The organism is Salinibacterium sp. ZJ70, assembly GCF_011751865.2.
Lineage (GTDB): Bacteria > Actinomycetota > Actinomycetes > Actinomycetales > Microbacteriaceae > Homoserinibacter.
This window is the reverse complement of sequence record NZ_CP061770.1, coordinates 2,009,399-2,031,190: the sequence shown is the minus strand read 5'-3', so window position 1 is coordinate 2,031,190 and position 21,792 is coordinate 2,009,399. Positions and strand designations below refer to the sequence as shown.

The 21,792-nt window shown below is 69.4% G+C and carries 24 protein-coding genes; 12 read left to right on the top strand and 12 right to left on the bottom strand.

Features of this window, described 5'->3' with window-relative positions; all coding sequences use genetic code 11:
- Positions 1-32: 32 nt before the first annotated feature.
- The 10 genes from HCR12_RS09665 to idi all read right to left on the bottom strand — a co-directional run bounded on the left by HCR12_RS09665 (position 33) and on the right by idi (position 8,476).
- Complete coding sequence (locus tag HCR12_RS09665; protein WP_166865834.1) at positions 33-827, bottom strand: ABC transporter ATP-binding protein; 795 nt, start codon at positions 825-827, stop codon at positions 33-35.
- Positions 824-1,828, bottom strand: coding sequence for a putative F420-0 ABC transporter permease subunit (locus HCR12_RS09660; RefSeq protein WP_166865831.1), 1,005 nt, complete (start codon positions 1,826-1,828; stop codon positions 824-826). Before HCR12_RS09660 ends, HCR12_RS09665 begins: the two co-directional genes overlap by 4 nt.
- Positions 1,825-2,802, bottom strand: a complete 978-nt coding sequence (locus tag HCR12_RS09655; protein ID WP_166865830.1) for a putative F420-0 ABC transporter substrate-binding protein — start codon at positions 2,800-2,802, stop codon at positions 1,825-1,827. The genes HCR12_RS09660 and HCR12_RS09655 overlap by 4 nt, the downstream gene beginning before the upstream one ends.
- A gap of 125 nt (positions 2,803-2,927) precedes the next feature.
- Positions 2,928-3,806 carry a prenyltransferase gene (locus HCR12_RS09650; RefSeq protein ID WP_166865828.1) on the bottom strand — a complete coding sequence of 293 codons (879 nt, stop codon included), beginning with the start codon at positions 3,804-3,806 and terminating at the stop codon, positions 2,928-2,930.
- Complete coding sequence (locus HCR12_RS09645) at positions 3,799-4,119, bottom strand: lycopene cyclase domain-containing protein (protein WP_166865826.1); 321 nt, start codon at positions 4,117-4,119, stop codon at positions 3,799-3,801. Before HCR12_RS09645 ends, HCR12_RS09650 begins: the two co-directional genes overlap by 8 nt.
- Positions 4,116-4,460 carry a lycopene cyclase domain-containing protein gene (locus HCR12_RS09640; RefSeq protein ID WP_166865823.1) on the bottom strand — a complete coding sequence of 115 codons (345 nt, stop codon included), beginning with the start codon at positions 4,458-4,460 and terminating at the stop codon, positions 4,116-4,118. Before HCR12_RS09640 ends, HCR12_RS09645 begins: the two co-directional genes overlap by 4 nt.
- Positions 4,460-6,019, bottom strand: a complete 1,560-nt coding sequence (crtI, locus tag HCR12_RS09635; protein WP_166865821.1) for a phytoene desaturase family protein — start codon at positions 6,017-6,019, stop codon at positions 4,460-4,462. The genes HCR12_RS09640 and crtI overlap by 1 nt, the downstream gene beginning before the upstream one ends.
- Positions 6,016-6,888: a phytoene/squalene synthase family protein gene (locus HCR12_RS09630; RefSeq protein WP_166865819.1), complete on the bottom strand. Its 873-nt coding sequence runs from the start codon at positions 6,886-6,888 to the stop codon at positions 6,016-6,018. Before HCR12_RS09630 ends, crtI begins: the two co-directional genes overlap by 4 nt.
- The gene (locus HCR12_RS09625) at positions 6,885-7,949 is read right to left on the bottom strand and encodes a polyprenyl synthetase family protein (RefSeq protein ID WP_166865817.1); all 1,065 of its coding nucleotides are present in this window, start codon (positions 7,947-7,949) and stop codon (positions 6,885-6,887) included. The genes HCR12_RS09630 and HCR12_RS09625 overlap by 4 nt, the downstream gene beginning before the upstream one ends.
- Positions 7,946-8,476 (bottom strand): isopentenyl-diphosphate Delta-isomerase, encoded by a 531-nt coding sequence (idi, locus tag HCR12_RS09620; protein WP_166865815.1) that lies wholly within the window; start codon positions 8,474-8,476, stop codon positions 7,946-7,948. Before idi ends, HCR12_RS09625 begins: the two co-directional genes overlap by 4 nt.
- Before the next feature lie 76 nt (positions 8,477-8,552).
- Between idi and HCR12_RS09615 the strand changes: the two genes are divergently transcribed.
- Complete coding sequence (locus tag HCR12_RS09615) at positions 8,553-9,131, top strand: MarR family winged helix-turn-helix transcriptional regulator (protein ID WP_166865813.1); 579 nt, start codon at positions 8,553-8,555, stop codon at positions 9,129-9,131.
- 151 nt (positions 9,132-9,282) lie between these two features.
- Here the strand turns inward: HCR12_RS09615 and HCR12_RS09610 are convergent, their stop codons facing one another.
- The gene (locus tag HCR12_RS09610) at positions 9,283-10,608 is read right to left on the bottom strand and encodes an aminotransferase-like domain-containing protein (RefSeq protein ID WP_224763407.1); all 1,326 of its coding nucleotides are present in this window, start codon (positions 10,606-10,608) and stop codon (positions 9,283-9,285) included.
- Positions 10,609-10,706: 98 nt separating this feature from the next.
- Between HCR12_RS09610 and HCR12_RS09605 the strand changes: the two genes are divergently transcribed.
- From HCR12_RS09605 to HCR12_RS09570, 8 genes are all read left to right on the top strand, one after another.
- Positions 10,707-11,555 carry a nitrilase-related carbon-nitrogen hydrolase gene (locus HCR12_RS09605; protein WP_166865811.1) on the top strand — a complete coding sequence of 283 codons (849 nt, stop codon included), beginning with the start codon at positions 10,707-10,709 and terminating at the stop codon, positions 11,553-11,555.
- A 22-nt stretch (positions 11,556-11,577) separates the two neighbouring features.
- A complete protein-coding gene (gene hydA, locus HCR12_RS09600; RefSeq protein ID WP_166865809.1) occupies positions 11,578-12,999 on the top strand; it encodes a dihydropyrimidinase in 1,422 nt (473 codons plus the stop codon).
- 9 nt (positions 13,000-13,008) lie between these two features.
- On the top strand, positions 13,009-14,025 hold the full coding sequence (locus tag HCR12_RS09595; protein ID WP_166865807.1) for a TIGR03842 family LLM class F420-dependent oxidoreductase: 1,017 nt from the start codon (positions 13,009-13,011) through the stop codon (positions 14,023-14,025).
- On the top strand, positions 14,022-14,915 hold the full coding sequence (locus HCR12_RS09590; protein WP_166865805.1) for an ABC transporter permease: 894 nt from the start codon (positions 14,022-14,024) through the stop codon (positions 14,913-14,915). Before HCR12_RS09595 ends, HCR12_RS09590 begins: the two co-directional genes overlap by 4 nt.
- A complete protein-coding gene (locus tag HCR12_RS09585) occupies positions 14,912-15,715 on the top strand; it encodes an ABC transporter ATP-binding protein (RefSeq protein WP_166865803.1) in 804 nt (267 codons plus the stop codon). The genes HCR12_RS09590 and HCR12_RS09585 overlap by 4 nt, the downstream gene beginning before the upstream one ends.
- Positions 15,712-16,482, top strand: a complete 771-nt coding sequence (locus HCR12_RS09580; protein ID WP_166865800.1) for an ABC transporter permease — start codon at positions 15,712-15,714, stop codon at positions 16,480-16,482. Before HCR12_RS09585 ends, HCR12_RS09580 begins: the two co-directional genes overlap by 4 nt.
- Positions 16,483-16,580: 98 nt before the next feature.
- Positions 16,581-17,756 (top strand): ABC transporter substrate-binding protein, encoded by a 1,176-nt coding sequence (locus tag HCR12_RS09575; protein WP_166865798.1) that lies wholly within the window; start codon positions 16,581-16,583, stop codon positions 17,754-17,756.
- Between the two features lie 105 nt (positions 17,757-17,861).
- Positions 17,862-19,178 (top strand): aspartate aminotransferase family protein, encoded by a 1,317-nt coding sequence (locus tag HCR12_RS09570; protein ID WP_166865795.1) that lies wholly within the window; start codon positions 17,862-17,864, stop codon positions 19,176-19,178.
- A 91-nt stretch (positions 19,179-19,269) separates the two neighbouring features.
- Here the strand turns inward: HCR12_RS09570 and HCR12_RS09565 are convergent, their stop codons facing one another.
- Entirely contained in the window at positions 19,270-20,115 is an 846-nt protein-coding gene (locus HCR12_RS09565) for a MerR family transcriptional regulator (protein ID WP_224763405.1), read from the bottom strand.
- Positions 20,116-20,250: 135 nt separating this feature from the next.
- Between HCR12_RS09565 and HCR12_RS09560 the strand changes: the two genes are divergently transcribed.
- The 3 genes from HCR12_RS09560 to rnc are packed head-to-tail and all read left to right on the top strand — an operon-like array spanning position 20,251 to position 21,784.
- Positions 20,251-20,796 (top strand): YceD family protein, encoded by a 546-nt coding sequence (locus HCR12_RS09560; protein ID WP_224763403.1) that lies wholly within the window; start codon positions 20,251-20,253, stop codon positions 20,794-20,796.
- A gap of 57 nt (positions 20,797-20,853) precedes the next feature.
- Positions 20,854-21,060 carry a 50S ribosomal protein L32 gene (rpmF, locus tag HCR12_RS09555; RefSeq protein WP_166865793.1) on the top strand — a complete coding sequence of 69 codons (207 nt, stop codon included), beginning with the start codon at positions 20,854-20,856 and terminating at the stop codon, positions 21,058-21,060.
- A gap of 22 nt (positions 21,061-21,082) precedes the next feature.
- Positions 21,083-21,784 (top strand): ribonuclease III, encoded by a 702-nt coding sequence (gene rnc / locus HCR12_RS09550; RefSeq protein ID WP_166865791.1) that lies wholly within the window; start codon positions 21,083-21,085, stop codon positions 21,782-21,784.
- Positions 21,785-21,792 lie beyond the last annotated feature (8 nt).

The window sequence follows — 21,792 nt, the reverse complement described above, 5'->3', positions numbered from 1 at the left end:
CGGCACCGGTCACCGCCGTCTGCGGTGACGCGTCAGTCGTCAGCGGGGGCGACGGCGAGCAGCGGACGCCCGGTGAGCGGGTTGCGGGTCCACTCGGCGGCGACGCCGAACACATCGCGGATGAGCGGCGGGGTGAGCGTGGCCTCCGTGGCCCCGTGCCCGGCGACGGCGCCGTTCGAGAGCACGACGACCGCGTCGGCGTGAGCGGCCGCGAGGCTGAGATCGTGGATCGCGGCGATCACGGTGACACCGAGCGAGGTGATGTCGCGGATGACGCGCACCACGTCGAGCTGCGCGGCGAGATCGAGATGGTTGGTCGGCTCGTCGAGCAGCAGCACGCGCGGCTGCTGGGCGAGCGCGCGCGCGAGCATGACGCGCTGGCGTTCGCCTCCCGAGAGCGTCGTCACGTCGCGCGCAGCGAGGGGCTCGGATCCGGAACGCCGGATCGCATCCTCGACGGCGGCGTGCCCCTCGGGATCGCCGCCGCCGATGAGCGACTCATGCGGGGTGCGGCCGAGCCGCACCACGTCGCGAGCGATGAGCGGCAGCTCGGTGACGGAGTCCTGCTCGACGAGAGCCAGGAGCCGTGCGCGCACACGCCGGGGGAGGGAGAGCAGGTCGATCCCGTCGAGCACGACGAACCCGGATTCACGATGCTCGACCCCGGCGACAGCGCGAAGAAGGGTGGACTTTCCGGCGCCATTCGGGCCGACGAGCGCCGTGAATCCGCCGATCTGAGCATCGAAGGACACCCGGTCCACGAGCGTCGAGGCGCCGATCCGCACCGTGACGTCGCGAACCTCGACGGCCCCCCGCTCGGCGATCATGCCTGGCTCCGGCGGCGCATGAGCAGGGCCGCGAACACGGGAGCGCCGATGAGCGCGGTGATGATGCCGACGGGCAGCTCGCGCGGCTCGAAAGCGGTGCGGGCGATCGTGTCGGCCCACACCAGGAACACCGCACCCGCGAGCGCTGACAGGGGCAGCAGCGCCCGGTTGCCGGGCCCGGTGAGCAGGCGCACGGCGTGGGGGAGCACGAGGCCGATGAAGCCGATCGCGCCGCTCACCGCGACGAGCGCACCGGTGAGCAGCGCGCTTGCGCCGAGCAGGATCCAGCGCACACCCGCGACGGGCACGCCGAGAGCCGCGGCCGACCGGTCGCCGAACGCGAACGCGTCGAGCGTGCGCCCCGACAGCATCAGCGGGATGCCGATCACGGCCACCGCGACGAGCGCGAGCAGAGCGTCGGGCCAGCGAGCCGCGGCGAGGGAGCCGAGCAGCCATCCGAGGATCTCGCGGTAGGAGTCGCCGCTCGCGTTCCAGAAGATCGCGAAGCTCGTGAGCGCCGTCGCGAAGCTCGACACCGCGACACCGGCGAGCACGGTGCGGGTGGGGGTGAGCGGACCGAATGCGCTCGCGAGCGTGAGCGTCGCGATGAGCGCGACCATCGCGCCCGCGAAGGCCGCGACCGGCAGCAGCACGGCCGCTCCGAGCAGCAGCACCGACGCCGCCCCGAAGGAGGCACCGCCCGAGAGTCCGAGAAGGTACGGGTCGGCGAGCTGGTTGCGCGTGACCGCCTGCATCACGGCGCCGACGAGCGCGAGCCCCGCGCCGACAGCGGCAGCCGTGAGCACCCGCGGCAGCCGCAGCTGCCACACGATGCCGTCGCGCACCGGCGAGAGCGGCGAGGCGGTTCCGGTTGCGTGCGACCAGATCGAGCCCCACACGTCCGCGACCGAGATGTCGGCGGCACCGAACGTCACCGCGACGGTGATCGACGCGACGAGCGCGGCCGTCAGACCGATCGCAGCGACGACGGCACGGCTCACCTGATCCCCAGCTCCGCCAGCTGCGCGAGGACGCTCTGCGCGGTGTCGACGCTGCGCACACCCGCCTCGCCGGCAGCGAACGGCACGATGACGAACCGCTCGTGCACGACCGCGTCGAGGGTCGACGTGGCGGGGTTGCTGCGAAGGTAGTCGATCTTGCCGGAGGCGGGGTTGCGCAGTGAGTCGACCACGACGATCACATCGGGGTTCGCGGCGATGATCGTCTCCCAGCCGACCGGGGTCCAGGTGGCGTCGATGTCACCCGCGATGTTGGTGAGCCCCACCGTGTCCATCACCATCGCGGGCGCACCCGATCCGGCTCCGACGAACGGGATGTCGATCGCAGACGACCACCAGAGGGCCGTCGGCGCGCTCGTCACCGGGGTGAGTTCGGCGAGCTGCGCGCGCTGCTCGGCGATGAGCTCGGCGGCGCGCTCGGGGACTCCGAAGATCGCGCCCGCCTGGTCGATCTCGCGGAAGACCTCGTCGAAGTCGAGGGTCTCCGGCGCGCCCGCGCTCTGGCAGGCAGCCGGCTGCACGTAGCTTGCGACTCCGAGCGCCGAGAGCTCGTCGCGTGTGCCCGCCGATTCCGCGGTGAACGCCGATTCCCAGCCGGAGTAGATGAGGTCGGGGGCGACGTCGAGCACCGTCTCGGGGGTCGGCATCTTGTCGGCGAGCGACGGGATGCCCTCGGCGGCCTCCGCCCACTGCTCGGGCACCGGTCCGTCGAGGTAGGCGGTGCCCGCCACACGGTCGGCGAGACCCAGCGCGAGCATCATCTCGAGCGAGGTCGACTTGATCGCGATGACCCGCTCGGGCGGGGCCGTGATGACGGTGTCGCGGTCGCAGTTCTGGATCGTGAGCGGATACCGGTCGGGTTCCGGCGTCGGGGAGGGCGCCGCCGCATCGGCGCTCGAACAGCCGGCGAGAGCGAGAGCGGGGAGAAGAGCGAGGAGAGCGAGTCGGCGAGCCATGAGATCCTTCGGGATGCGGGCAGGGGCATTCTCAGAAGAGCCGGACCTCATGGCGGGAACGACGTCGCACGGATCAGATCGGATCCGAATGCGTCGATCCTAGCCGCGCGGCGGCCGCCCGCGCGTCACCGCGCGAGCGCCCACCAGATGAAGAGCATCGTCACGCCGAAGCCGACGGCGTAGTTGGCCGCGAGGAAGCGCCGCCAGCCGCCGTTCGCACGCCACGAATCGGCGTCCGACACGTTGCGGTAGGGCCAGGCGAGCCACACGTACGGGATCGCGAAGAGCGCTGCGAGGCTGCCGGGGAACGGCACGAGCAGCATGAGCAGCCCCGCGCACACCCACGCGATGATCGCGCCGCGCACCGTCCAGCGGGCGCCGAGCACGGTCGCAACCGACGCGATCCCACCTTCGCGATCCGGCACGATGTCCTGCACCGCGCCGAACGCGTGCGACGCCATGCCCCACAGGGTGAACGCGACGAGCATCGCCGTGATCGGCACATCCAGCGGATGCCCGGTGAGCGAGAGGCCGTACGCCGCCGGCCCCACGAAGTGCATCGCCGAGGTGAGCGAATCGAGCACGGGGCGCTCCTTGAAGCGCAGCCCGGGAGCTGAATACGCCACCACGAAGAACAGCACGATCGCGAGAACGAGCCACGACAGCGGCGAACCGAGCGCCACGAGCGCCACCACGAACGGCACCGGCAGCAGCACCGACCACCACAGCACCGCGCGGTGCGTCTCGGCGGGCAGCAGCGCGCCCTCCACACCGCCCTTTCGGGGGTTGGCGAGATCGGAGGCGTAGTCGAACACGTCGTTGATGCCGTACATGAGCAGGTTGTACGGAATGAGGAAGAAGAGCGTGCCGATGACCCACGCGGCGTCGATCGAGCCGCCCGACGCGAGCACCGCCACCGCGAAGGGGTAGGCGGTGTTGATCCAGCTGAGGGGGCGCGACGCGACGAAGAGCCGCGCCACGAACGGCGTGCGGCGCTCACTCATGGGCGGCCTTGCGGGGCTGGTGCCAGAGGGCAGGCATGAGGATCGCCACAGCCACAGGGTACGAGAGGTCCTCGATCGGCACGAGTCCGATCAGCAGTCCGGAGATCTCGTCGGGCGAGTAGCGCATGAGCCCCGCCGCGATCATCAGGTTGTCGAAGATGATCGTGAGCAGCAGCAGGATCGCGGTGGCGACCACCGTGGGCAGCACGGGGATCGGATGCCCGAGTCGCGCGGCACGTGCGCCGAGGACCAGACGGATGACGAGCGCGATGACGATGATCGCGACCGCGAGCACGGGATAGGGCGCGATCATCGGGCCGAGCTCGCTTCCGCGGAACGACGTGCTCGCCAGGCGAAGACACGCTCGGTGCCGGTCACGAGCACCATCGTGAGCTGGCACAGGAACAGCAGGAACAGCGGCTCCTCGAGCGGCAGCTCGGGGGCGAGCACGATGCCGGTGAGGTACGGCGTCTCGCCGATCGCGAAGATCCCGTAGGCGATGCCCACGGCATCCGCGGCGAGCATCAGCGCGAGGCCAGCGGCGAGGGTGAGGAGCGCCCGCGCGGGCGCCCGCCACAGGAACAGCTTGTGCCGCCAGTCGAGCAGCAGCATGCCGCCGAGCGAGAAGAGCAGGGCGCCCAGATACAGGCCCATCAGGCCCCCTCCACCGGAATCGGGCCAGCAGTGCGGTCGCCGCGCAGGCGCTTGAGCACCAGCTCCGCGCTGATGAGGCACATCGGCACGCCGATTCCCGGGATGGTGCTGGAGCCCGCGAAGAGCAGGTTCTTCACACGCTTCGAGCGGTTGCCCGCCCGCCAGAAGGCGCTCTGCTGCAGCGTGTGGGAGGGGCCCAGCATGCTTCCGCGCAGGATGTTGTAGTCGCCCGAGAGGTCGCCCGAGGTGAACGTGCGGCGCACGACCACGCGCTCCGCGAGATCCGGGATGTCGGCCCATCGCGCGATCTGGTCGATCGCCCGATCCACGTAGGTCTCGATGCCGGCGTCGCCATCCCCGTCGACACCGCCGCGCGCCATCGAGGCCTGCGCGGGAGAGGGGATGAGCACGAAGAGGTTCTCGTGGCCCGCAGGCGCCACCGTGGGGTCGCTCGCGCTCGGGCGGCCGATGTAGAGCGAGGGGGTGTCGGGCAGACGGTCGCCCTCGATGGCGGCGAATGCGCCATCCCAGTCATCGGCGAGCAGCAGCGTGTGGTGGGCGAGCTGCGGCAGCTCGCCGCGCACACCGAGCATCGCGATGATCGCGCCGGGGCCCATGTCGAGGCGGTCCCAGAAGCGGTCGTCGTGGTCGCGCTCGCCGGCGCCCAGCAGCTGCGTCTCGACGTGGTGCAGGTCGGCTGCCGCGACCACGAGGTCGGCCTCCATCGTGTGCAGCTCGCCGTCGGCACCCCGGTACGCGACCCCGCGGGCGACCCCGCCGTCGACGAGGATGCGCTCGACAGGGGAGGAGACGCGGATCTCGGCACCCTTCTCGCGCGCGAGGTCGGCCATCACGCGCACGACCTCGTGGAAGCCGCCCGCCGGGTACAGCACGCCCTCTTCCACATCGAGGTGGCTCATGAGGTGGTAGAGCGCAGGCACCTTCATGGGCGAGCCGCCCAGGAACACCGCCGCATAGCCGAACAGCCGTCGCAGGCGCGCATCGCGCGTGTGACGGGCGATGTGCGTGTCGAGCGTGCGGGTGAGCAGCGGCACGAAGCGCGGGAATGCCCGCGCGAGCGCCCCGTCGAGGTAGGGGCGGATCGACTCGAAGCTCGAGTAGAGGAACCGATCGACCGCGAGACGGTACGCCTCGGTCGCCGAGTCGAGGTAGCGGCCGATCGCGGGGGCGGCACCCGGGTCGAGCGCGGCGAACGCCGCTCGGGCCCGCTCGCGCCCCGCAGGCAGGTCGAACGGAGCCGCCTCCCCTTCGAAGTACGCGCGGTACCCCGGGTCGAGCTGGGTGAGGCGGAGGCGCTCGTCGGCGCTCGTGCCGAGCAGCCGGAAGAAGTGGTCGAACACCTCGGGCATGAGGTACCAGGACGGGCCCGTGTCGAAGCGGAAGCCGTCGCGCTCCCAGCTTCCCGCTCGGCCGCCCACGGCATCCCTCGACTCGAAGAGCGTCACACGATGCCCGTCGGCGGCGAGCAGTGCCGCGGTCGCGAGACCGCCCACTCCACCTCCGATCACGGCGACCGTGCGCGATGACCGCGCCGTCATCGGGCGCGTCCCGCGAGGGCGAGCCGCTCACGCAGGGCGAGAGCGAGCTTGCGCGACGTGGGCACTGAGATGCGCGTGGTCATGAGGGTCTCCGCGGGTGTGGCATCGATGCGCGTCAGCAGATCGCCGAAGAGCGCTGTGGCGGTCGCGACGGCATGGCGGCAGTCGGATGGAAGGTCGCCGATCCCCGCACGCGCCGTCTGAAGGTCGGCGGTGATCTCGGAGACGATGCGGTTCTTCACATCGGCGTCCGGCTTCTCGCCGAGCCCCGGCAGGTAGCGGCGATCGAGGCGCTCGCGGTCGTCGGCCAGATCACGCAGGAAGTTGACCATCTGGAATGCGGAGCCGAGCGCGCACGCGGCGGCCTCGACGCGCTTCGGGTCGGCGGGGGCGGGTTGCCCGTGCTGGAACACCCGCAGGCACATCAGCCCCACGACCTCCGCGGAGCCGTACACGTACTCGCGCAGACTCTCCTCATCGAACCCGACGGAGTCGAGGTCGCGGCGCATGGAGGAGAAGAAGGGGCGCGTGAGCTCGGTGCCGATGCCCGTCGCGCGCGCGACATCGGCGAACGCCTGCACGACGAGGTTGGCGCTGAAGCCGGTCGACATGGCTCGCTCGGTGTCGGCCTCGAACTCGTCGAGGATCTCGCGCTGCGCCTCGAGCGAGAGCCCGGCATCGGCGGCGGTGCCGTCGACGATCTCGTCGGCCACGCGCACGAGCGCGTAGATGGCGGAGATCGGCTGGCGGCAGCGCCGGGGGAACAGTGCGGTCGCGAGCGAGAACGAGCTCGAGTACCGGCGGATGACAGGCTGGCTCGCCTCGAGTGCGGTCGCCCGGTACCGGGCGATCGGTGAATCCTGCGTCATCGGCTGCGTTCGATTCCGTTCTGTGTGGCGTAGCGGAGCTCGTCTCCGAATGCGATGGGGAGCTCGGCGATCTCGATGAGGTCGAAGGTGTGGGCAGCCTGGTCGGCGATCTCGCACTCGAGGCGGTCGCGCGCTCCCGAGCGGATGAGAGCGTCGCGCAGCAACTCGACACCGGCCTCGTCGAGGTCGGCAGAGCCCCAATGGGATGCCACCTCGGCCCACTCGGGGGTGCCCGCTGCATGCGAGACGAGCAGGGTCACCTTGCCTTCGCGCAGGTCGCCGGATGCGCTCTTGCCGGTCTCCTCGGGGGTGCCGAACACGCCCAGCAGGTCGTCGCGCATCTGGAACAGCAGTCCGAGGCTGCGTCCGATGGTGCCGAGGCGGCGCACGACGAGGTCGTCGGCGCCCGCGAGCACGGCCCCCGCGCGCAGGGGCGCGTCGAAGCTGTAGGAGGCGGTCTTGCGCTCCATCATCGTGCGGATGGCACTCGGATCGGGCGTGTCGAGGCCGATGCCGAAGGCGACATCCGCCTGCTCGCCGGAGGCGGCTTCGTAGATGCTCTCGTCGATCAGTGCCGCGACCCGCGCGCGCACGCGGCGCGGGGCATCGAGCTCGCCGGCGATCCGCACCGCAGACGTGAGCAGAAGGTCGCCCCCGAGCAGCGACATCGTCTCGCCCCACAAGCGGGAGCGGGCGGCGCTCACGCCCTGCTGGGCGGCGTCTTCGGCGAACCGGGCCGTGATGTTGGGGGCGCCGCGGCGCTCGAGGTCGCCGTCGATGATGTCGTCGTGGATGACGAGCGCGGTGTGCAGCAGCTCGAACGCCACCGCGGTCGCGAGCGCGTCGTCGTGGCGGGTGCCGCCGAGGTGGTGGTGGGCCGAGAGCACGGCGCGCGGGCGCACGCGCTTGCCGCCCTGCGCGAGCTCGATGATGCGGTGCCAGAGGTCGCGGAAGCGCTCATCGTGGTCGAGAGTGCGGGCGAGCTGCTCCGTGAGGAACTCGTGCAGGGCGCGGTTGATGAGCTCGAGATCCTCGGTCCGCTGGGGGGCTGTGACCGTCATCGGGGGTCTCCTGTCACGTTCTCGACGTCGAGAAGCGGGAAATGCTCCACGAGCCAGGGGCTGAACATCCACGGCACGGTGGCAAGTGCGGTCGCCAGCGCGTCGCGAGTGATCCACTGCCACTCGACCACCTCCTCGGGGTCTGGGTCAAGGGATCCGTTCGACTTCGCCGAGAACACGGGGCAGATCTCGTTCTCGACGACTCCGGACGCGTCGACCGCGCGGTAGCGGAAATCGGGGAGCTCGATGCGCACATCGTGCAGCTCGATGCCGAGCTCGGACGCCGCATGCCGGGCGATTGCGTCCTCCATCGCTTCGCCCGGCTGCGGGTGTCCGCAGAAGGAGTTGGTCCACACTCCCGGCCAGCTGCGCTTGCCGAGGGCGCGGCGAGTGAGCAGCAGGCGGCCTTCGTCGTCGACGAGATGGCACGAGAAGGCGAGGTGCAGCGGTGTATCGCTGGTGTGAAGGGCCTCCTTAGGTGCGCTCCCGGCGACGGTTCCGTCGGGGTTCACGAGTACGACGTCCACGGCATCATCCTTGCATCTGGCTAACCTGGTTATCAATAAACTTTGTTAGATGTCTACCACGCACTAGCATCGACGCATGACCGACAGTCGCCCCGGGGGTCCCGAGATGCTCGCGCGCATCAACGATCCGCGGGTGATGGACTCGGCGTCCCGCATCATGTCGACGGGCGACATGAGTTCGGACGACATCGCCGACACGGTTCGCGTGCTCGATGCGCTCGCCGCCTGGCGCAACGCCGAGCTGCGGATGAGCGAGGCGTCGCGGCGCTTCATGAAGCTCGGCGACAACGACATGAAGGCACTGCGCTTCATCATCGTCACGACCGATCACGGCGAGATCGCGACCGCCCAGGGCATCGCGAAGTACCTCGGCATCTCGAGCGCCGCGACCACGAAGCTCCTCGACCGCCTCGAGGCGGGCGATCACATCAAGCGGCTCCCGCATCCCACCGACCGTCGTGCGCGCGCGATCGTCGTCGACGAGCTGACGCGCGAATCCGCCAGCGCCACGATCGGACGCGAACACGCGCGCCGCTTCCGCGTGGCCGCGGCGCTCACGCCTGAGGAACGCGATGTGATCGTGACGTTCCTCGGCGAGCTCAGCAAGACCACCGAGGGCGAGTGGGCTGAGCAGAAGCCCTTCGGCTCCGCGTGACCCGCGCCCACCTCTGACGCGGGAGCCTCTTCCGCGCACGGCCTGCCCGTGCTCGGGTGAGGGGTCGCAGATCACGGTTTCGGCGGCGTGTCGGCGGTGATGTGCGACCCCTCCCCGGGGAGTCGCGCGGGAGGGGCGCGGGAGGCGCGGCCTAGGCTCTCTGCGCCACCGCGAGCGCGGCGCCGACCGTCTCGATCTCGTCGCGCAGCATCCCCACCGTCACGCGGATGTGCGGATCCTGCCCGGCGCCCACCTGGAACGGCCCGCCCTGCGCCACCCGGATGCCGACCGCCGCGAGCTGCACGATGGCCGCGCGCTCGTCGCCCACGCGCAGCCAGGTGTTGAGGCCGTCGCCCGGCGACATCCATCCGCCTGATGCCTGCACGGCACTCGCGAGCGCCTGCTGACGGGAGGCGTACACCTCGCGCGCCGCGTCGATCTCGGCGATGGACGCTGGATGCGTCAGCAGCTCGTGCAGGATCGCCTGCGTCATGCGGCTCGTCCAGCCGGGGCCGAGGAGCCTGCGCGCGACGATCCGATCGACGAGCGGGCGCGGGCCGCCGATCGCGCCGATGCGCAGGTCGGGGCCGTGCGATTTCGAGAAGCTGCGCACGTGCAGCACGCGTTGGGGCAGCCAGCTCGCGAGCGAGACGTCGGGCGCGCTGCTGATGGCGCCCGAGTGGTCGTCTTCGATCACGATCGTGTCGGCGGCGGTGTGACTGCGGGACAGGATGCCGGCGAGCTGCTCGGCGCGCGCCGGCGTCATCGAGATGCCGGTGGGGTTGTGCGAGCGCGGCTGCAGGAGCACGACGGCAGGGGAGGCCCCGAGTGCGGCGGCGAAGGCCTCCGGACGCATGCCCTCCGAGTCGAGGTCGACGCCGATCGCCTCGAGCCCGTAGTGCTCGACGAGGTCGATGAAGGGCGGGAAGGTGGGGTTCTCGACGAGAACGCGATCGCCGAAGCGCACGAGCGTGGCGAGGGCGCGGTCGATGGCGTCGAGGGCGCCGTTGGTGACGGTGATCGACTCGACGGGCGCCGGCCATGTCTCGCGCAGCAGGTCGTGGAGTTCGGGGATGTCGGGCTTCGCCTGGTAGCTCGCGGTCTCGGCGCGCGCGCCGACGCGGGCCAGCGCCGGGCCGAGCGCGGGAAGCAGGTGAGGGTCGGGCGTGCCGCGCGAGAGGTCGAGGCGGGCCTCGAGCTGCCCGTCGAGTCCGCGGTAGCGCTGCGGCAGCCACTCCCGCGGTTCGGTCCGCACGAAGCTGCCGCTGCGTCCGCGGCTCACGATGAGTCCCGCCGCGCTGAGCGTCTGCCATGCCTGACTGACGGTCGCGGGGGAGACCCCGATCACGGCGGCGAGTTCTCGCACGGTCGGCAGGCGGTCGCCGGGAGCGAGATCCCCGGTGGTGATGAGGCGCGCGATCGCCGTCGCGATCGCCTGCGGCGACCGTTCCGTTATGGAAAGGTCTATCGCTTTCACGGGAAACTCCGTAGTTTTACGCCCACGTCATACTGCGAAACGTGAGGGAAATGTTTACGCACGACGATAACAAAAAGCAACGTCAAGGGAGATGAAAGTTGACCGTCGTACGCGCAGCAATCAGTCAGACCACCTGGACAGGCGACAAGGCCTCCATGCTCGACAAGCACGAGGGCTTCATCCGTGACGCGGCCGCAGACGGCGCGCAGGTCATGTGCTTCCAGGAGCTCTTCTACGGCCCCTACTTCGGCATCACACAGGACAAGAAGTACTACCGCTACGCCGAACCGGCCGACGGCCCCATCGTGCAGCGCTTCGCGTCGATCGCGAAGGAGCTCGGCATCGTCACCATCCTCCCCATCTACGAGGAGGCGCAGACCGGCGTCTACTACAACACCGCGGTCGTCGTCGATGCTGACGGCACGATCCTCGGCAAATACCGCAAGAACCACATCCCCGACCTCGAGAAGTTCTACGAGAAGTTCTACTTCCGCCCCGGCAACCTCGGGTACCCCGTGTTCGACACCGCCGTCGGCAAGGTCGGGGCCTACATCTGCTACGACCGCCACTTCCCGGAGGGGTGGCGCGAGCTCGGCCTGAACGGCGCCCACATCGTCTTCAACCCGAACGCCACCAAGCCCGGCCTCTCGAACCGTCTGTGGGAGGTCGAGGGCCCCGCGGCGGCCGTCGCCAACGGCTACTTCGTGCTGCAGCCGAACCGCGTCGGACGCGAAGACAACGAGTACGGCGACGAGGCCGTCACCTTCTACGGCACGAGCAACGTCATCGACCCGCGCGGCAACTTCGTGGGCGAGCGCGGATCGGGCGAGCACGAGGAGCTCATCGTGCGCGACCTCGACATGGACCTCGTGCAGCAGATGCGCGACGACTGGCAGTTCTACCGCGACCGCCGCCCCGAGACCTACACGGAGACCCCGAAGCCGTAATCCCGTCGCGAAGGAGACCACCATGGCAACGACACTCATCAAGGGCGGCACCGTGGTGTCCGCCACCGGGCGCGGAGAAGCGGATGTGCTGGTCGACGGCGAGAAGATCGTCGCCGTCCTCGCTCCCGGCTCCCAGCTGCTCGGCACCGACCTCACGCAGGGCGTCGACACCGTCGTCGACGCGACAGGCAAGTACGTGATCCCGGGCGGCATCGACGCGCACACCCACATGGAGCTGCCGTTCGGCGGCACCGCCGCATCCGACACGTTCGAGACGGGCACGCGCGCCGCGGCCTACGGCGGCACGACCACGATCATCGACTTCGCCGTGCAGACATACGGCACGAAGGTCATGGACGGTCTCGAGGCGTGGCACAGGAAGGCCGCAGGCAACTGCGCCATCGACTACGCCTTCCACCAGATCATCGGAGGGGTCGACGCCGACTCTCTCGCGGTGCTGCCGACGCTCATCGACGAGGGCATCACGAGCTTCAAGATGTTCATGGCCTACCCGGGCGTCTTCTACTCGGATGACGCGCAGATCCTGAAGGCCATGCAGATCGCGGCCGAGACGGGTCTGCTCACGATGATGCACGCCGAGAACGGGCCCGTGATCGACGTGCTCGCCCAGCAGCTCGTCGACGCCGGCAAGACCGACCCCTACTTCCACGGCATCGCCCGCGCGTGGGAGATGGAGGAGGAGGCCACCCATCGCGCGATCATGCTCGCGAAGCTCACGGGTGCGCCGCTCTATGTGGTGCACGTGAGCGCCAAGCAGGCGGTCGAGCAGCTCGCCGCCGCCCGCGATCGCGGTCAGAACGTGTTCGGCGAGACGTGCCCGCAGTACCTCTACCTGTCGCTCGAGGAGCAGCTGGGCGCGCCCGGCTTCGAGGGCGCCAAGTGGGTGTGCTCCACGCCGCTGCGTTCGCGTGCGGAAGGCCACCAGGACTCCATGTGGCAGGCGCTGCGCACCAACGACCTGCAGATGGTCTCCACCGATCACTGCCCGTTCTGCATGAAGGATCAGAAGGAGCTCGGCCTCGGCGACTTCCGCAAGATCCCGAACGGGATCGGATCCGTCGAGCACCGCATGGATCTCATGTACCAGGGCGTGGTCACGGGCGAGCTGACACTCGAACGCTGGGTCGAGCTCACGAGCACGACCCCTGCGCGCATGTTCGGCCTCTACGGCACGAAGGGCGTCATCCAGCCGGGCGCCGACGCCGACATCGTCGTGTACGACCCGAACGGGCACACCTCCATCGGCTACGACAAGACGCACCACATGAACATGGACCACTCCGCATGGGAGGGCTTCGAGATCGATGGGCACGTCGACACCGTGATGTCGCGCGGCAAGGTCATCGTCGAGAACGACACCTACCTCGGCGCCAAGGGCGACGGCCGCTTCCTCAAGCGCGGACTCTCGCAGTACCTGATCTGAGAGGCACGAATGGACTTCGGAGCAGTCATCCAGACCAACCCGCCCGCGAGCCGCACCGTGCACCTCGCGAAGCTCGCCGAGCAGTACGGGTTCAGCCACGTGTGGACGTTCGATTCGCACATCCTGTGGCAGGAGCCGTACGTCATCTACAGCCAGATCCTCGCCGAGACGCGCAAGGTGAAGGTCGGCCCGTTCGTCACCAACCCGGCCACCCGCGACTGGACGGTCACCGCCTCCACGTTCGCGACGCTGAATGAGATGTACGGCAACCGCACGGTCGTCGGCATCGGCCGCGGCGATTCGGCGGTGCGCGTCACCAACGGCAAGCCCACGACGCTCGGCGAGCTGCGGGAGTCGATCCATGTGATCCGCGAGCTCGGCAACAGCCGATCCGTCGAATACAACGGAGCGACGCTGCAGTTCCCGTGGTCGGAGGGCTCGGAGCTCGAGGTGTGGGTGGCCGCGTATGGCCCGCTCGCGCTCAAGCTCACGGGTGAGGTGGGCGACGGATTCATCCTGCAGCTCGCGGATGTCGACATCGCCAAGTGGATGATCCAGACCGTGCGCGACGCCGCCGAGAAGGCGGGCCGCGACCCCGACGAGATCACGTTCTGCGTGGCCGCCCCGTTCTACATCGGCGACGACTGGGAGCACATGCGAGGCCAGTGCCGCTGGTTCGGCGGCATGGTGGGCAACCACGTGGCCGACATCGTCGCCAAGTACGGGGCGAGCGGCGCGGTGCCGAAGGCGCTCACCGACTACATCGCGAAGCGCACAGGCTACGACTACAACACCCACGGCAAGTCGGGAAACGATCACGTCGACTTCGTGCCGGATGAGATCGTCGACCGGTTCTGCCTGCTGGGGAACGCGTCCGAGCACATCGAGAAGCTCGAAGAGCTGCGCTCGATCGGCGTGCACCAGTTCGCGGGGTACCTCCAGCACGACAACAAGGAGGAGACGCTGCGGGTGTACGGCGAGACGGTCATCCCTGCGATGCGCGAGACCATCACGGCCAAGCGATGACGAGACGGTGGGCCGCGGCCGCGTGGGGGGTGCTGGGCATCGCCGCGGTCATGGTGCTGTGGGAGGCCTACAAGTTCCTCGGTCCCGCGAACGGCGTCGTGATCGGCGCGGTCGAGGGGCAGGCGGGATCGGGCATCATGATCCTTCCGCGCACCCACGATCGCGCCATGCCCCACATCTCCGACATGGTGACGCGGCTCTTCGAGCCGACGAGCGGCGCCGCCACCGCCCCGCTGTGGGTCTCGGTCGCAACCGCAGCGTTCGCGACACTCGCGATCGCTGCCGTCGGATGGCTCATCGGCGTGATCGTCGGCGGGCTGCTGGGGCTGCTCATGCAGCGATTCCGGCTGCTCGAATGGGGTCTGCTGCCCTGGGTGGTCGTGAGCCAGATCGTGCCGCTCATCGCCTTCGCTCCGGTCGTGAACGCGATCGGCAACCAGATCGACCGGGCGGGCACCCCGTGGCCGCAGTGGCTCTCGGTCGCCGTCATCGCCTCCTATCTGGCGTTCTTCCCGGTCGCGATCGGCGTGCTCAAAGGCCTCGAGGCCCCGGATCGGATCCACCTCGACCTCATGCGCAGCTACGCCGCCGGCTACTGGCCGACGCTCCTGCGGCTGCGGCTGCCGGCATCCGTGCCGTACCTGCTGCCGGCGCTGCGGCTCGCGGCCGCCAACGCCGTGCTCGGCGCGGTGGTCGCGGAGGTCTCCATCGGCATGCGGGGCGGCATCGGCCGCATGCTCATCCAGCTCGCCGGTCAGGCGTCGAGCGACCCCGCGGCGCCGTGGGGTCCGACGTTCGGATCGATCGCGCTCGGTCTCGTCGCGGCGGCCTCCGTCGCGCTCGTCGGCCTCGCGCTGAAGAACTACCGCAGAGGAGAGGCAGTCGCATGACCCGCACCGATTCCGATCTCGCTGTCCGGGCCACAGGCGTCGGCAAGATCTTCCCGACGAAGGCGGGCGACGTCGTCGCTCTCACGGATGTCGACCTCGAGGTGCGCGCGGGGGAGTTCGTGGCCCTCATCGGGCCCTCCGGATGCGGCAAGTCGACGCTCATGCGCCTCATTGCCGATCTCGACCAGGCCACGAGCGGCGAGCTGTCGATCTTCGGCAAGCCCGCGCGGCGTGCCCGCATCGACCAGGACTACGGCATCGCGTTCCAGCAGGCGGGTCTGCTGCCGTGGCGCACCGTGGGCGGCAACATCGCGCTTCCGCTCGAACTGCACAAGGTCGCCAAGGCCGAGCGCGAGGCGCGCGTGGCAGAGCTCGCGGAGCTCGTGGGGCTCACCGAATTCATCGATCGCTACCCTGACCAGCTCTCGGGTGGCATGCAGCAGCGCGTCGCGATCGCGCGTGCGCTCGCCGCGAGCCCCAAGCTCCTGCTCATGGACGAGCCGTTCGGCGCGCTCGACGAGATGACCCGTGAGTACCTGCAGGCGGAGCTCGCCCGGATCGCCGCCGAGACGGGCGCCGCGGTCGTGTTCGTCACCCACTCGATCCCCGAGGCGGTGTTCCTCTCGGATCGCGTGGTCGTGATGAGCCCGCGGCCTGGCCGTATCACCGATGTCATCGACATCTCGCTGGGGGAGGTGCGCGACGAGATGCTGCGCGAGACCCCTGCCTACTTCGAGCACGTCACCGCGGTACGCGAAGCACTGCACGGGGTGCGCGTGGAGAGGGCGAACGAACGATGAACGAGACGAGCCTGCCCGGATGGGTGAGGATCGCAGCCCCCATCGGGGTGGGCGTCCTCGGTCTCGTCGTGTGGATCGTCTACGTCGACGTCATCGGCACGGCGCCGCGCATGCTCCCGAGCCCCACCGCGATCGGCGCCGAGCTCGTCAATCGCTGGGGCATCATCTGGGACGACATGACGATCACGGCGCTCAACGCGCTCATCGGCCTCACGGTCGGTGCCGTGATCGCCGTCATCTTCGCGGGGCTCGCGGCCGCCGCGCGCCCCATCGACGGGATGCTGGCCCCTCTCATCGCGGCGCTCGCCGTCATCCCCATCGTCGCGATCACGCCCATCCTCAACACGATGTTCGGGGCGTCGAGCCAGTTCGGCCGGCAGGCGGTCGCCACGATCGCGGCGTTCATCCCGGTGTTCATCAACGTGCTGCGCGGGCTCCGCCAGACGCAGCCGGTGCACCGCGACCTGCTGCGGGCATCCGCGGCGAGCAGCGGGCAGACGTTCCGCTTCCTCACCCTTCCCACGGCGCTGCCGTACCTCATGACGGGTCTGCGGATCGCGAGCTCGCTCGCCGTGATCGCCGCGCTCGTCGCCGAGTACTTCGGGGGGCCGTCCGACGGCATCGGCACCTCGATCGCCACCTACGCGAAATCGGGCCGCGCCGCCCTCGCGTGGGCCTACGTGGCCGGAGGCATCCTCATCGGCCTTGTGTTCTACCTCGTCACCGCGTTCCTCGAACGCCTCGTGACGCGGAGATCGTCGACCTAGTCGGCGCCGCACCATCTGCTCCATCTGCTCCATCCCGCTCCATCGGCTCCATCGGCTCCACCGCACCACCTGCATCACCGATCACGAAAGGGAACAGCATGAGACTCAGCACCACACGCGGCCTCGGATTCGCCGCCGCGGCGACCGCCGCCGCGCTCGTCCTCACCGCCTGCACGGCACCCGCCGAATCGGGTGGCACGGGAGGCGACGGCGACTTCGAACCGATCACCTCCATCAAGCTGCAGCTGCAGTGGCTGCCGCAGGCCCAGTTCGCGGGCTACTTCGTCGCCCAGGAGAAGGGCTACTTCGAGGAGTACGGCTTCGACTCGGTCGAGATCGTCCCGTCGGGCGGCGACATCGTCCCGCAGGATGCGCTCGTCGCGGGTGATGTCGACTTCGCCGTCGCCTGGGTGCCGAAGGTCCTCGGCACGCTCGAGGCGAGCGGCGTCGAACTGACGAACATCGCCCAGGTCTTCCAGAAATCCGGCACCACGCAGGTCTCCTGGAAGGGCGACGGCCTCACCGAGGTCGCCGACTTCGAGGGCAAGCGCATCGGCTCCTGGGGCTTCGGCAACGAGTGGGAGATCTTCGCGGCGATGGCCGCCGACGGCCTCGACTCGACGACCGTGTCGATCACGACGCAGGACTTCTCCATGAACGCGCTCCTCGACGGAGACGTCGACGCCGCCCAGGCGATGACCTACAACGAGCTCGCTCAGGTGCTCGAGACGGTCAACCCGGAGACGGGCGAGCTGTACACGATGGATGACCTCGACGTCATCTACTACGAGGACACCGAAGGTGCGATGCTCCAGGACGCCCTGTGGGCTGACACGCAGCGCCTCGCCGACGACCCCGCGTACGCGGACGCCGCGGTGCGGTTCCTCCAGGCCGTCACGAAGGGCTGGGTGTACGCCCGCGACTTCCCGGAGGAGTCGGCGCAGATCGTGTTCGACGCCGCCACCGCTCCCGGTGTCGACGCGTTCCCGGTCGGCCCGAACCACCAGCTCTGGATGATGAACGAGACCAACAAGCTCATCTGGGCCGGCGGCGCGTTCGGACTCATCGATCCGGCCGCGTGGGACAAGACGGTCGCGGGTGCGCTCTCGGCCAAGAACCAGGACGGACTCGAGCTCATCACCACGGAGCCCGCGTCGTCCGCGTACTCGAACGAGTACATCCAGAAGGCGCTCGATGCGCTGGCGGAGGAGGGGGTCGTCATCGACGGCGAATACACCCCCATCGAGGTCGTCCTCACCGAGGGCGGCCAGTAGAACACGCCGCGAAGCCGGGCGGTTCTGAACGCCCTGTCGGAACCCTACGCTGGGTCTCGACAGTGCACGGGCCGCCCGGCCCGCACCAGATATCAGGAACCGATAATGAGCACCAACCAGCACACCTACGACCTCGACCGGGCCCACGTGTTCCACTCGTGGTCGGCGCAGGCGACCCTCGATCCGCTCGTCATCGCGGGCGGTCTCGGCACCGAGCTGTGGGACTTCGAGGGCAACCGCTACCTCGACTTCTCGAGCCAGCTCGTGAACGTCAACATCGGCCACCTCCACCCGAAAGTCGTGAAGGCCATCCAGGAGCAGGCCGCCGTGCTTCCCACGATCGCGCCCTCGACAGCGAACCTCGCACGCGGCGAAGCTGCCGCGCGCATCCTCGCCACGTCCGGCTCCTCGTTCGGCAAGGTCTTCTTCACCAACGGCGGTGCAGACGCGAACGAGAACGCCATCCGCGCCGCGCGCCTCTACACGGGCCGCGACAAGGTGCTCTCCACCTACCGCAGCTACCACGGCAACACGGGCGCGGCGGTCGTCGCGACGGGTGACTGGCGCCGCATTCCCAACGAATACGCGCGTGGCCACGTGCACTTCTTCGGGCCGTTCCCGTACCGCTCCGAGTTCTGGTCGGACAGCCCCGAGCAGGAGACCGAGCGCGCCCTGCAGCACCTCGAGCGCGTCATCGTCTCGGAGGGAGCATCGTCGATCGCGGCGCTGCTGCTCGAGGGCATCCCTGGCACCGCAGGCGTCATCATGCCCCCGCCCGGCTGGTACGCGGGCGTGCGCGCCCTGTGCGACAAGTACGGCATCGTCTGGATCGCCGATGAGGTCATGTCGGGCTTCGGTCGCACGGGCGACTGGTTCGCCTGGCAGAACCCCGAGGTGAACCCGGATGGCGTCGTTCCCGACCTGATCACCTTCGCGAAGGGCGTCAACTCCGGCTACGTGCCCGTCGGCGGCGTCGTGTTCTCGGAGTCGATCGCTGCGACCTTCGACGACCAGGTGTTCCCCGGCGGCCTCACCTACTCGGGTCACCCGCTCGCGATGGCCTCCATCGTGGCGGCCCTCGACGCCATGGAAGAGGAGGGCATCGTCGAGAACGCGGCGGCCATCGGTCGCGACGTGCTCGGCCCGGGCCTGCGCAAGCTCGCCGAGAAGCACCCCATGATCGGCGAGGTGCGCGGCACTGGCGTCTTCTGGGCGCTCGACCTGGTGACCGACCGCGAGACCCGCGAGCCGGTTCCCGCATCCACCATCGGTGCGCTCAAGAAGGAGCTCATGGCGCGGGGCCTGCTGCCCTTCGCCGCCGAGAACCGCATCCACGTCGTCCCGCCGTGCACCGTCACGGCCGATGAGGTGGCGCGCGCGCTCGCGATCTACGACGAGGCGTTCACGGCCGTCGCCGGCTGATCGTCTCCTGGATCCGGAGGCCCCGTTCCCGTGTGGAGCGGGGCCTCCGCGCATCCCGGCAGCGCATCCCGGATGTGCGTCAGCGCGCGGTTCAGCGCGCGGTGAGCGGGAGCATGAGCTCCGTCACCCACGTCTCCTGCGGGCCCTCAGCTTGGAGATAGATCTCGCGGCACGGGCCGTCGATGTGCCCGCCCTCCGCCGCCACCCGCTCGGTGAACGCGAGCCAGGCCTCCCCGATGCCCGACATCGGCCCGCGGTAGACGGTCGTGGCGGCCCGGTCGATCGCCGGCAGCTCCACGACATCCCAGCCCTCGCCCTCGACGGGTGAGCCTGAGGCGACCCACGACACGTTCACCCGCTGCTCGTCGGAGTCGGGGACTGCCTCGTACCAGAACACGCCGGGCTCCTCGTAGGCGGCTCCCGCGGCATCGAGCGCCGCCTGCAGGGGGCCGAGGATCGCGTCGACCACCGGGCTGACGTTCTCCGGACCCATGCCGGGTGCGGTCGCCGAGGCGGCGTAGACGATCATCGAGTCGATGCGCCGATAGTCGATCTCTGTGGCGGACATGCTGTCTCCTTCCGTCGATCGGAGACGCGACTCGACGGCCGCGAGCTGTGCGCGCTCGACCTGGATCGAGGAACGCAGCTCCCTGCGTCGCCGCTCGAGCACCGCACGCAGCGCCGCGCGATGATCGGGCGCCCCGATCACCTCCGCGGCGTCGTCGAGCGAGCATCCGAGCCGCCGCAGCTCCACGATGCGCAGCAGCGTCACGAGCTGCGCGTCGTCGTAGTGGCGGTAGCCGGTGCGCGGATCGACGTAGGCGGGCGCGAGCAGGCCGATGCGGTCGTAGTGGCGCAGCATCCGCACGCTCACTCGGCCGGCGGCCGCGAACTCTCCGATGGTGTACATGATGGAGACCACGCTCGAGCCTGACACAGTGGCAGGGTCAAGCGGCGGAATCGTCGAGGTGTTCGGCTCTTGGGAGGCGGGCCGAAGGTGCCCACCGGGCTTCTGCCGCCGCGCGTCCGGCTCCCGGCAGAACCCTCGCGCGGGCGCGTAGACTGTCCGATCGTGTCCTCATCCAACAACCCGTACAACGTCCCTGTTCACGACGTGATGCACCGCCCCGGCGAGATGCGCGAGCGCGTGCTGGAGTTCGACGTGCCCGAGCAGCTGGGCGAGGGTGTGGCCGTAGTGAAGCAGGGCACGCCGATGGAGATCGACCTGCGTCTCGAGGGCCTTCACGACGGCGTTCTCGTCAGTGCTGAGGTCGGAACCGACGCCGTCGGCGAGTGCGTGCGCTGCCTCGACCCGATCGAGCTCCCGGTCGAAGTCGAATTCCAGGAGCTTTTCGCGTATTCTGAGGACGAAGCTTTCGACTTCGCGATTCGAGACGATCACGTGAATCTCGAATCCGTCGTGCGGGATGCGGTGGTGCTGTCACTGCCGTTCCAGCCGGTCTGCCGCCCGGACTGCCCCGGACTCGACCCTGAGACAGGGGAGAAGTTCCCGGACAGTGCCGGAAATCAGACGCGCGAGGTGCTCGACCCCCGGTGGGCGGCACTTCAGGGCTTCCAGCCCCCGGGCAGTCCTGAAAACGCTCCCGACACCGAATAAGACCTCCGGCAACTGCGTGAGAACGCGGAAACCGAACACGAAAGAAGAGAAGCAGCCATGGCCGTTCCCAAGCGCCGTCAGTCCCGTGCCAACACGCACGCCCGCCGTTCGCAGTGGAAGGCGTCGGCTCCGGCCCTCGTGAAGACCGTCGACGCGAACGGCAAGGTCACCTACAGCCTTCCGCACCGCGCGAAGGTCGTCGAGGACTCGGCCGGCACCGCCCTGTACCTGGAGTACAAGGGCCGTAAGGTCGCCGACGTCTGAGACGATGCCGTCCGGGAGCACAATGCCGGACGGTGAGTCCGTTCTGGCCGAGCTCAACTCGGTCTTGCAGCTCGAGGTAGACCCCGAGCTGCTGGAACTCGCGCTCACGCACCGCTCGTACGCGTACGAGAACGGCGGGATCGCGCATAACGAGCGACTCGAATTCCTCGGGGATTCGATCCTGGGGCAGGCCGTCACGGTCATGCTCTATCTGGAGAACCCCGATGTCGACGAGGGTGAGCTCGCCAAGCGGCGTGCAAGCCTCGTGAGCTCGGCGGCTCTCGCTGAGATCGCCGTGCACATCGGCCTGGGGCGCTTCGTGCGCCTGGGTCGCGGTGAGGAGCTCACGGGCGGTCGCGAGAAGCAGTCGATCCTCGCGGACGCGGTCGAGGCCATCATCGGCGCCGCCTACCTGTCGGTGGGGCCGGAGGCCGCGACGGCTCTCGTGATGCGCCTCATCGCGCCGCTGCTGAGCGACCCGGATCGCTTCGGTGCCGCGATGGACCCGAAGACGAGCCTGCAGGAGCTGTCGACGCGCCTCGGCAAGGGGCTGCCGCAGTACACGATCACCGATTCCGGTCCCGACCATTCGAAGCGCTTCCACGCCGAGGTGGGCTTCGGCGGTGTGGTGGTCTCCTCCGGCGACGGCACGAGCAAGAAGCAGGCCGAGATGGCCGCGGCTCTCGCGGCGTGGTCGATCCTGCAGCAGCGCACTCAGCACTGAGCCCGCGC

What these genes read in the sequence shown, in the direction of transcription:
- HCR12_RS09655 (WP_166865830.1), bottom strand. Translation starts at nt 2,802, where the DNA reads ATGGCTCGCCGACTCGCTCTCCTCGCTCTTCTCCCCGCTCTCGCTCTC.
- HCR12_RS09625 (WP_166865817.1), bottom strand. Translation starts at nt 7,949, where the DNA reads ATGACGGTCACAGCCCCCCAGCGGACCGAGGATCTCGAGCTCATCAAC.
- rpmF (WP_166865793.1), top strand. Translation starts at nt 20,854, where the DNA reads ATGGCCGTTCCCAAGCGCCGTCAGTCCCGTGCCAACACGCACGCCCGC.
- HCR12_RS09630 (WP_166865819.1), bottom strand. Translation starts at nt 6,888, where the DNA reads ATGACGCAGGATTCACCGATCGCCCGGTACCGGGCGACCGCACTCGAG.
- HCR12_RS09640 (WP_166865823.1), bottom strand. Translation starts at nt 4,460, where the DNA reads ATGGGCCTGTATCTGGGCGCCCTGCTCTTCTCGCTCGGCGGCATGCTG.
- HCR12_RS09570 (WP_166865795.1), top strand. Translation starts at nt 17,862, where the DNA reads ATGAGCACCAACCAGCACACCTACGACCTCGACCGGGCCCACGTGTTC.
- rnc (WP_166865791.1), top strand. Translation starts at nt 21,083, where the DNA reads ATGCCGGACGGTGAGTCCGTTCTGGCCGAGCTCAACTCGGTCTTGCAG.
- HCR12_RS09615 (WP_166865813.1), top strand. Translation starts at nt 8,553, where the DNA reads ATGACCGACAGTCGCCCCGGGGGTCCCGAGATGCTCGCGCGCATCAAC.
- hydA (WP_166865809.1), top strand. Translation starts at nt 11,578, where the DNA reads ATGGCAACGACACTCATCAAGGGCGGCACCGTGGTGTCCGCCACCGGG.
- HCR12_RS09585 (WP_166865803.1), top strand. Translation starts at nt 14,912, where the DNA reads ATGACCCGCACCGATTCCGATCTCGCTGTCCGGGCCACAGGCGTCGGC.
- crtI (WP_166865821.1), bottom strand. Translation starts at nt 6,019, where the DNA reads ATGACGGCGCGGTCATCGCGCACGGTCGCCGTGATCGGAGGTGGAGTG.
- HCR12_RS09665 (WP_166865834.1), bottom strand. Translation starts at nt 827, where the DNA reads ATGATCGCCGAGCGGGGGGCCGTCGAGGTTCGCGACGTCACGGTGCGG.
- HCR12_RS09590 (WP_166865805.1), top strand. Translation starts at nt 14,022, where the DNA reads ATGACGAGACGGTGGGCCGCGGCCGCGTGGGGGGTGCTGGGCATCGCC.
- HCR12_RS09595 (WP_166865807.1), top strand. Translation starts at nt 13,009, where the DNA reads ATGGACTTCGGAGCAGTCATCCAGACCAACCCGCCCGCGAGCCGCACC.
- HCR12_RS09650 (WP_166865828.1), bottom strand. Translation starts at nt 3,806, where the DNA reads ATGAGTGAGCGCCGCACGCCGTTCGTGGCGCGGCTCTTCGTCGCGTCG.
- HCR12_RS09575 (WP_166865798.1), top strand. Translation starts at nt 16,581, where the DNA reads ATGAGACTCAGCACCACACGCGGCCTCGGATTCGCCGCCGCGGCGACC.
- HCR12_RS09645 (WP_166865826.1), bottom strand. Translation starts at nt 4,119, where the DNA reads ATGATCGCGCCCTATCCCGTGCTCGCGGTCGCGATCATCGTCATCGCG.
- HCR12_RS09580 (WP_166865800.1), top strand. Translation starts at nt 15,712, where the DNA reads ATGAACGAGACGAGCCTGCCCGGATGGGTGAGGATCGCAGCCCCCATC.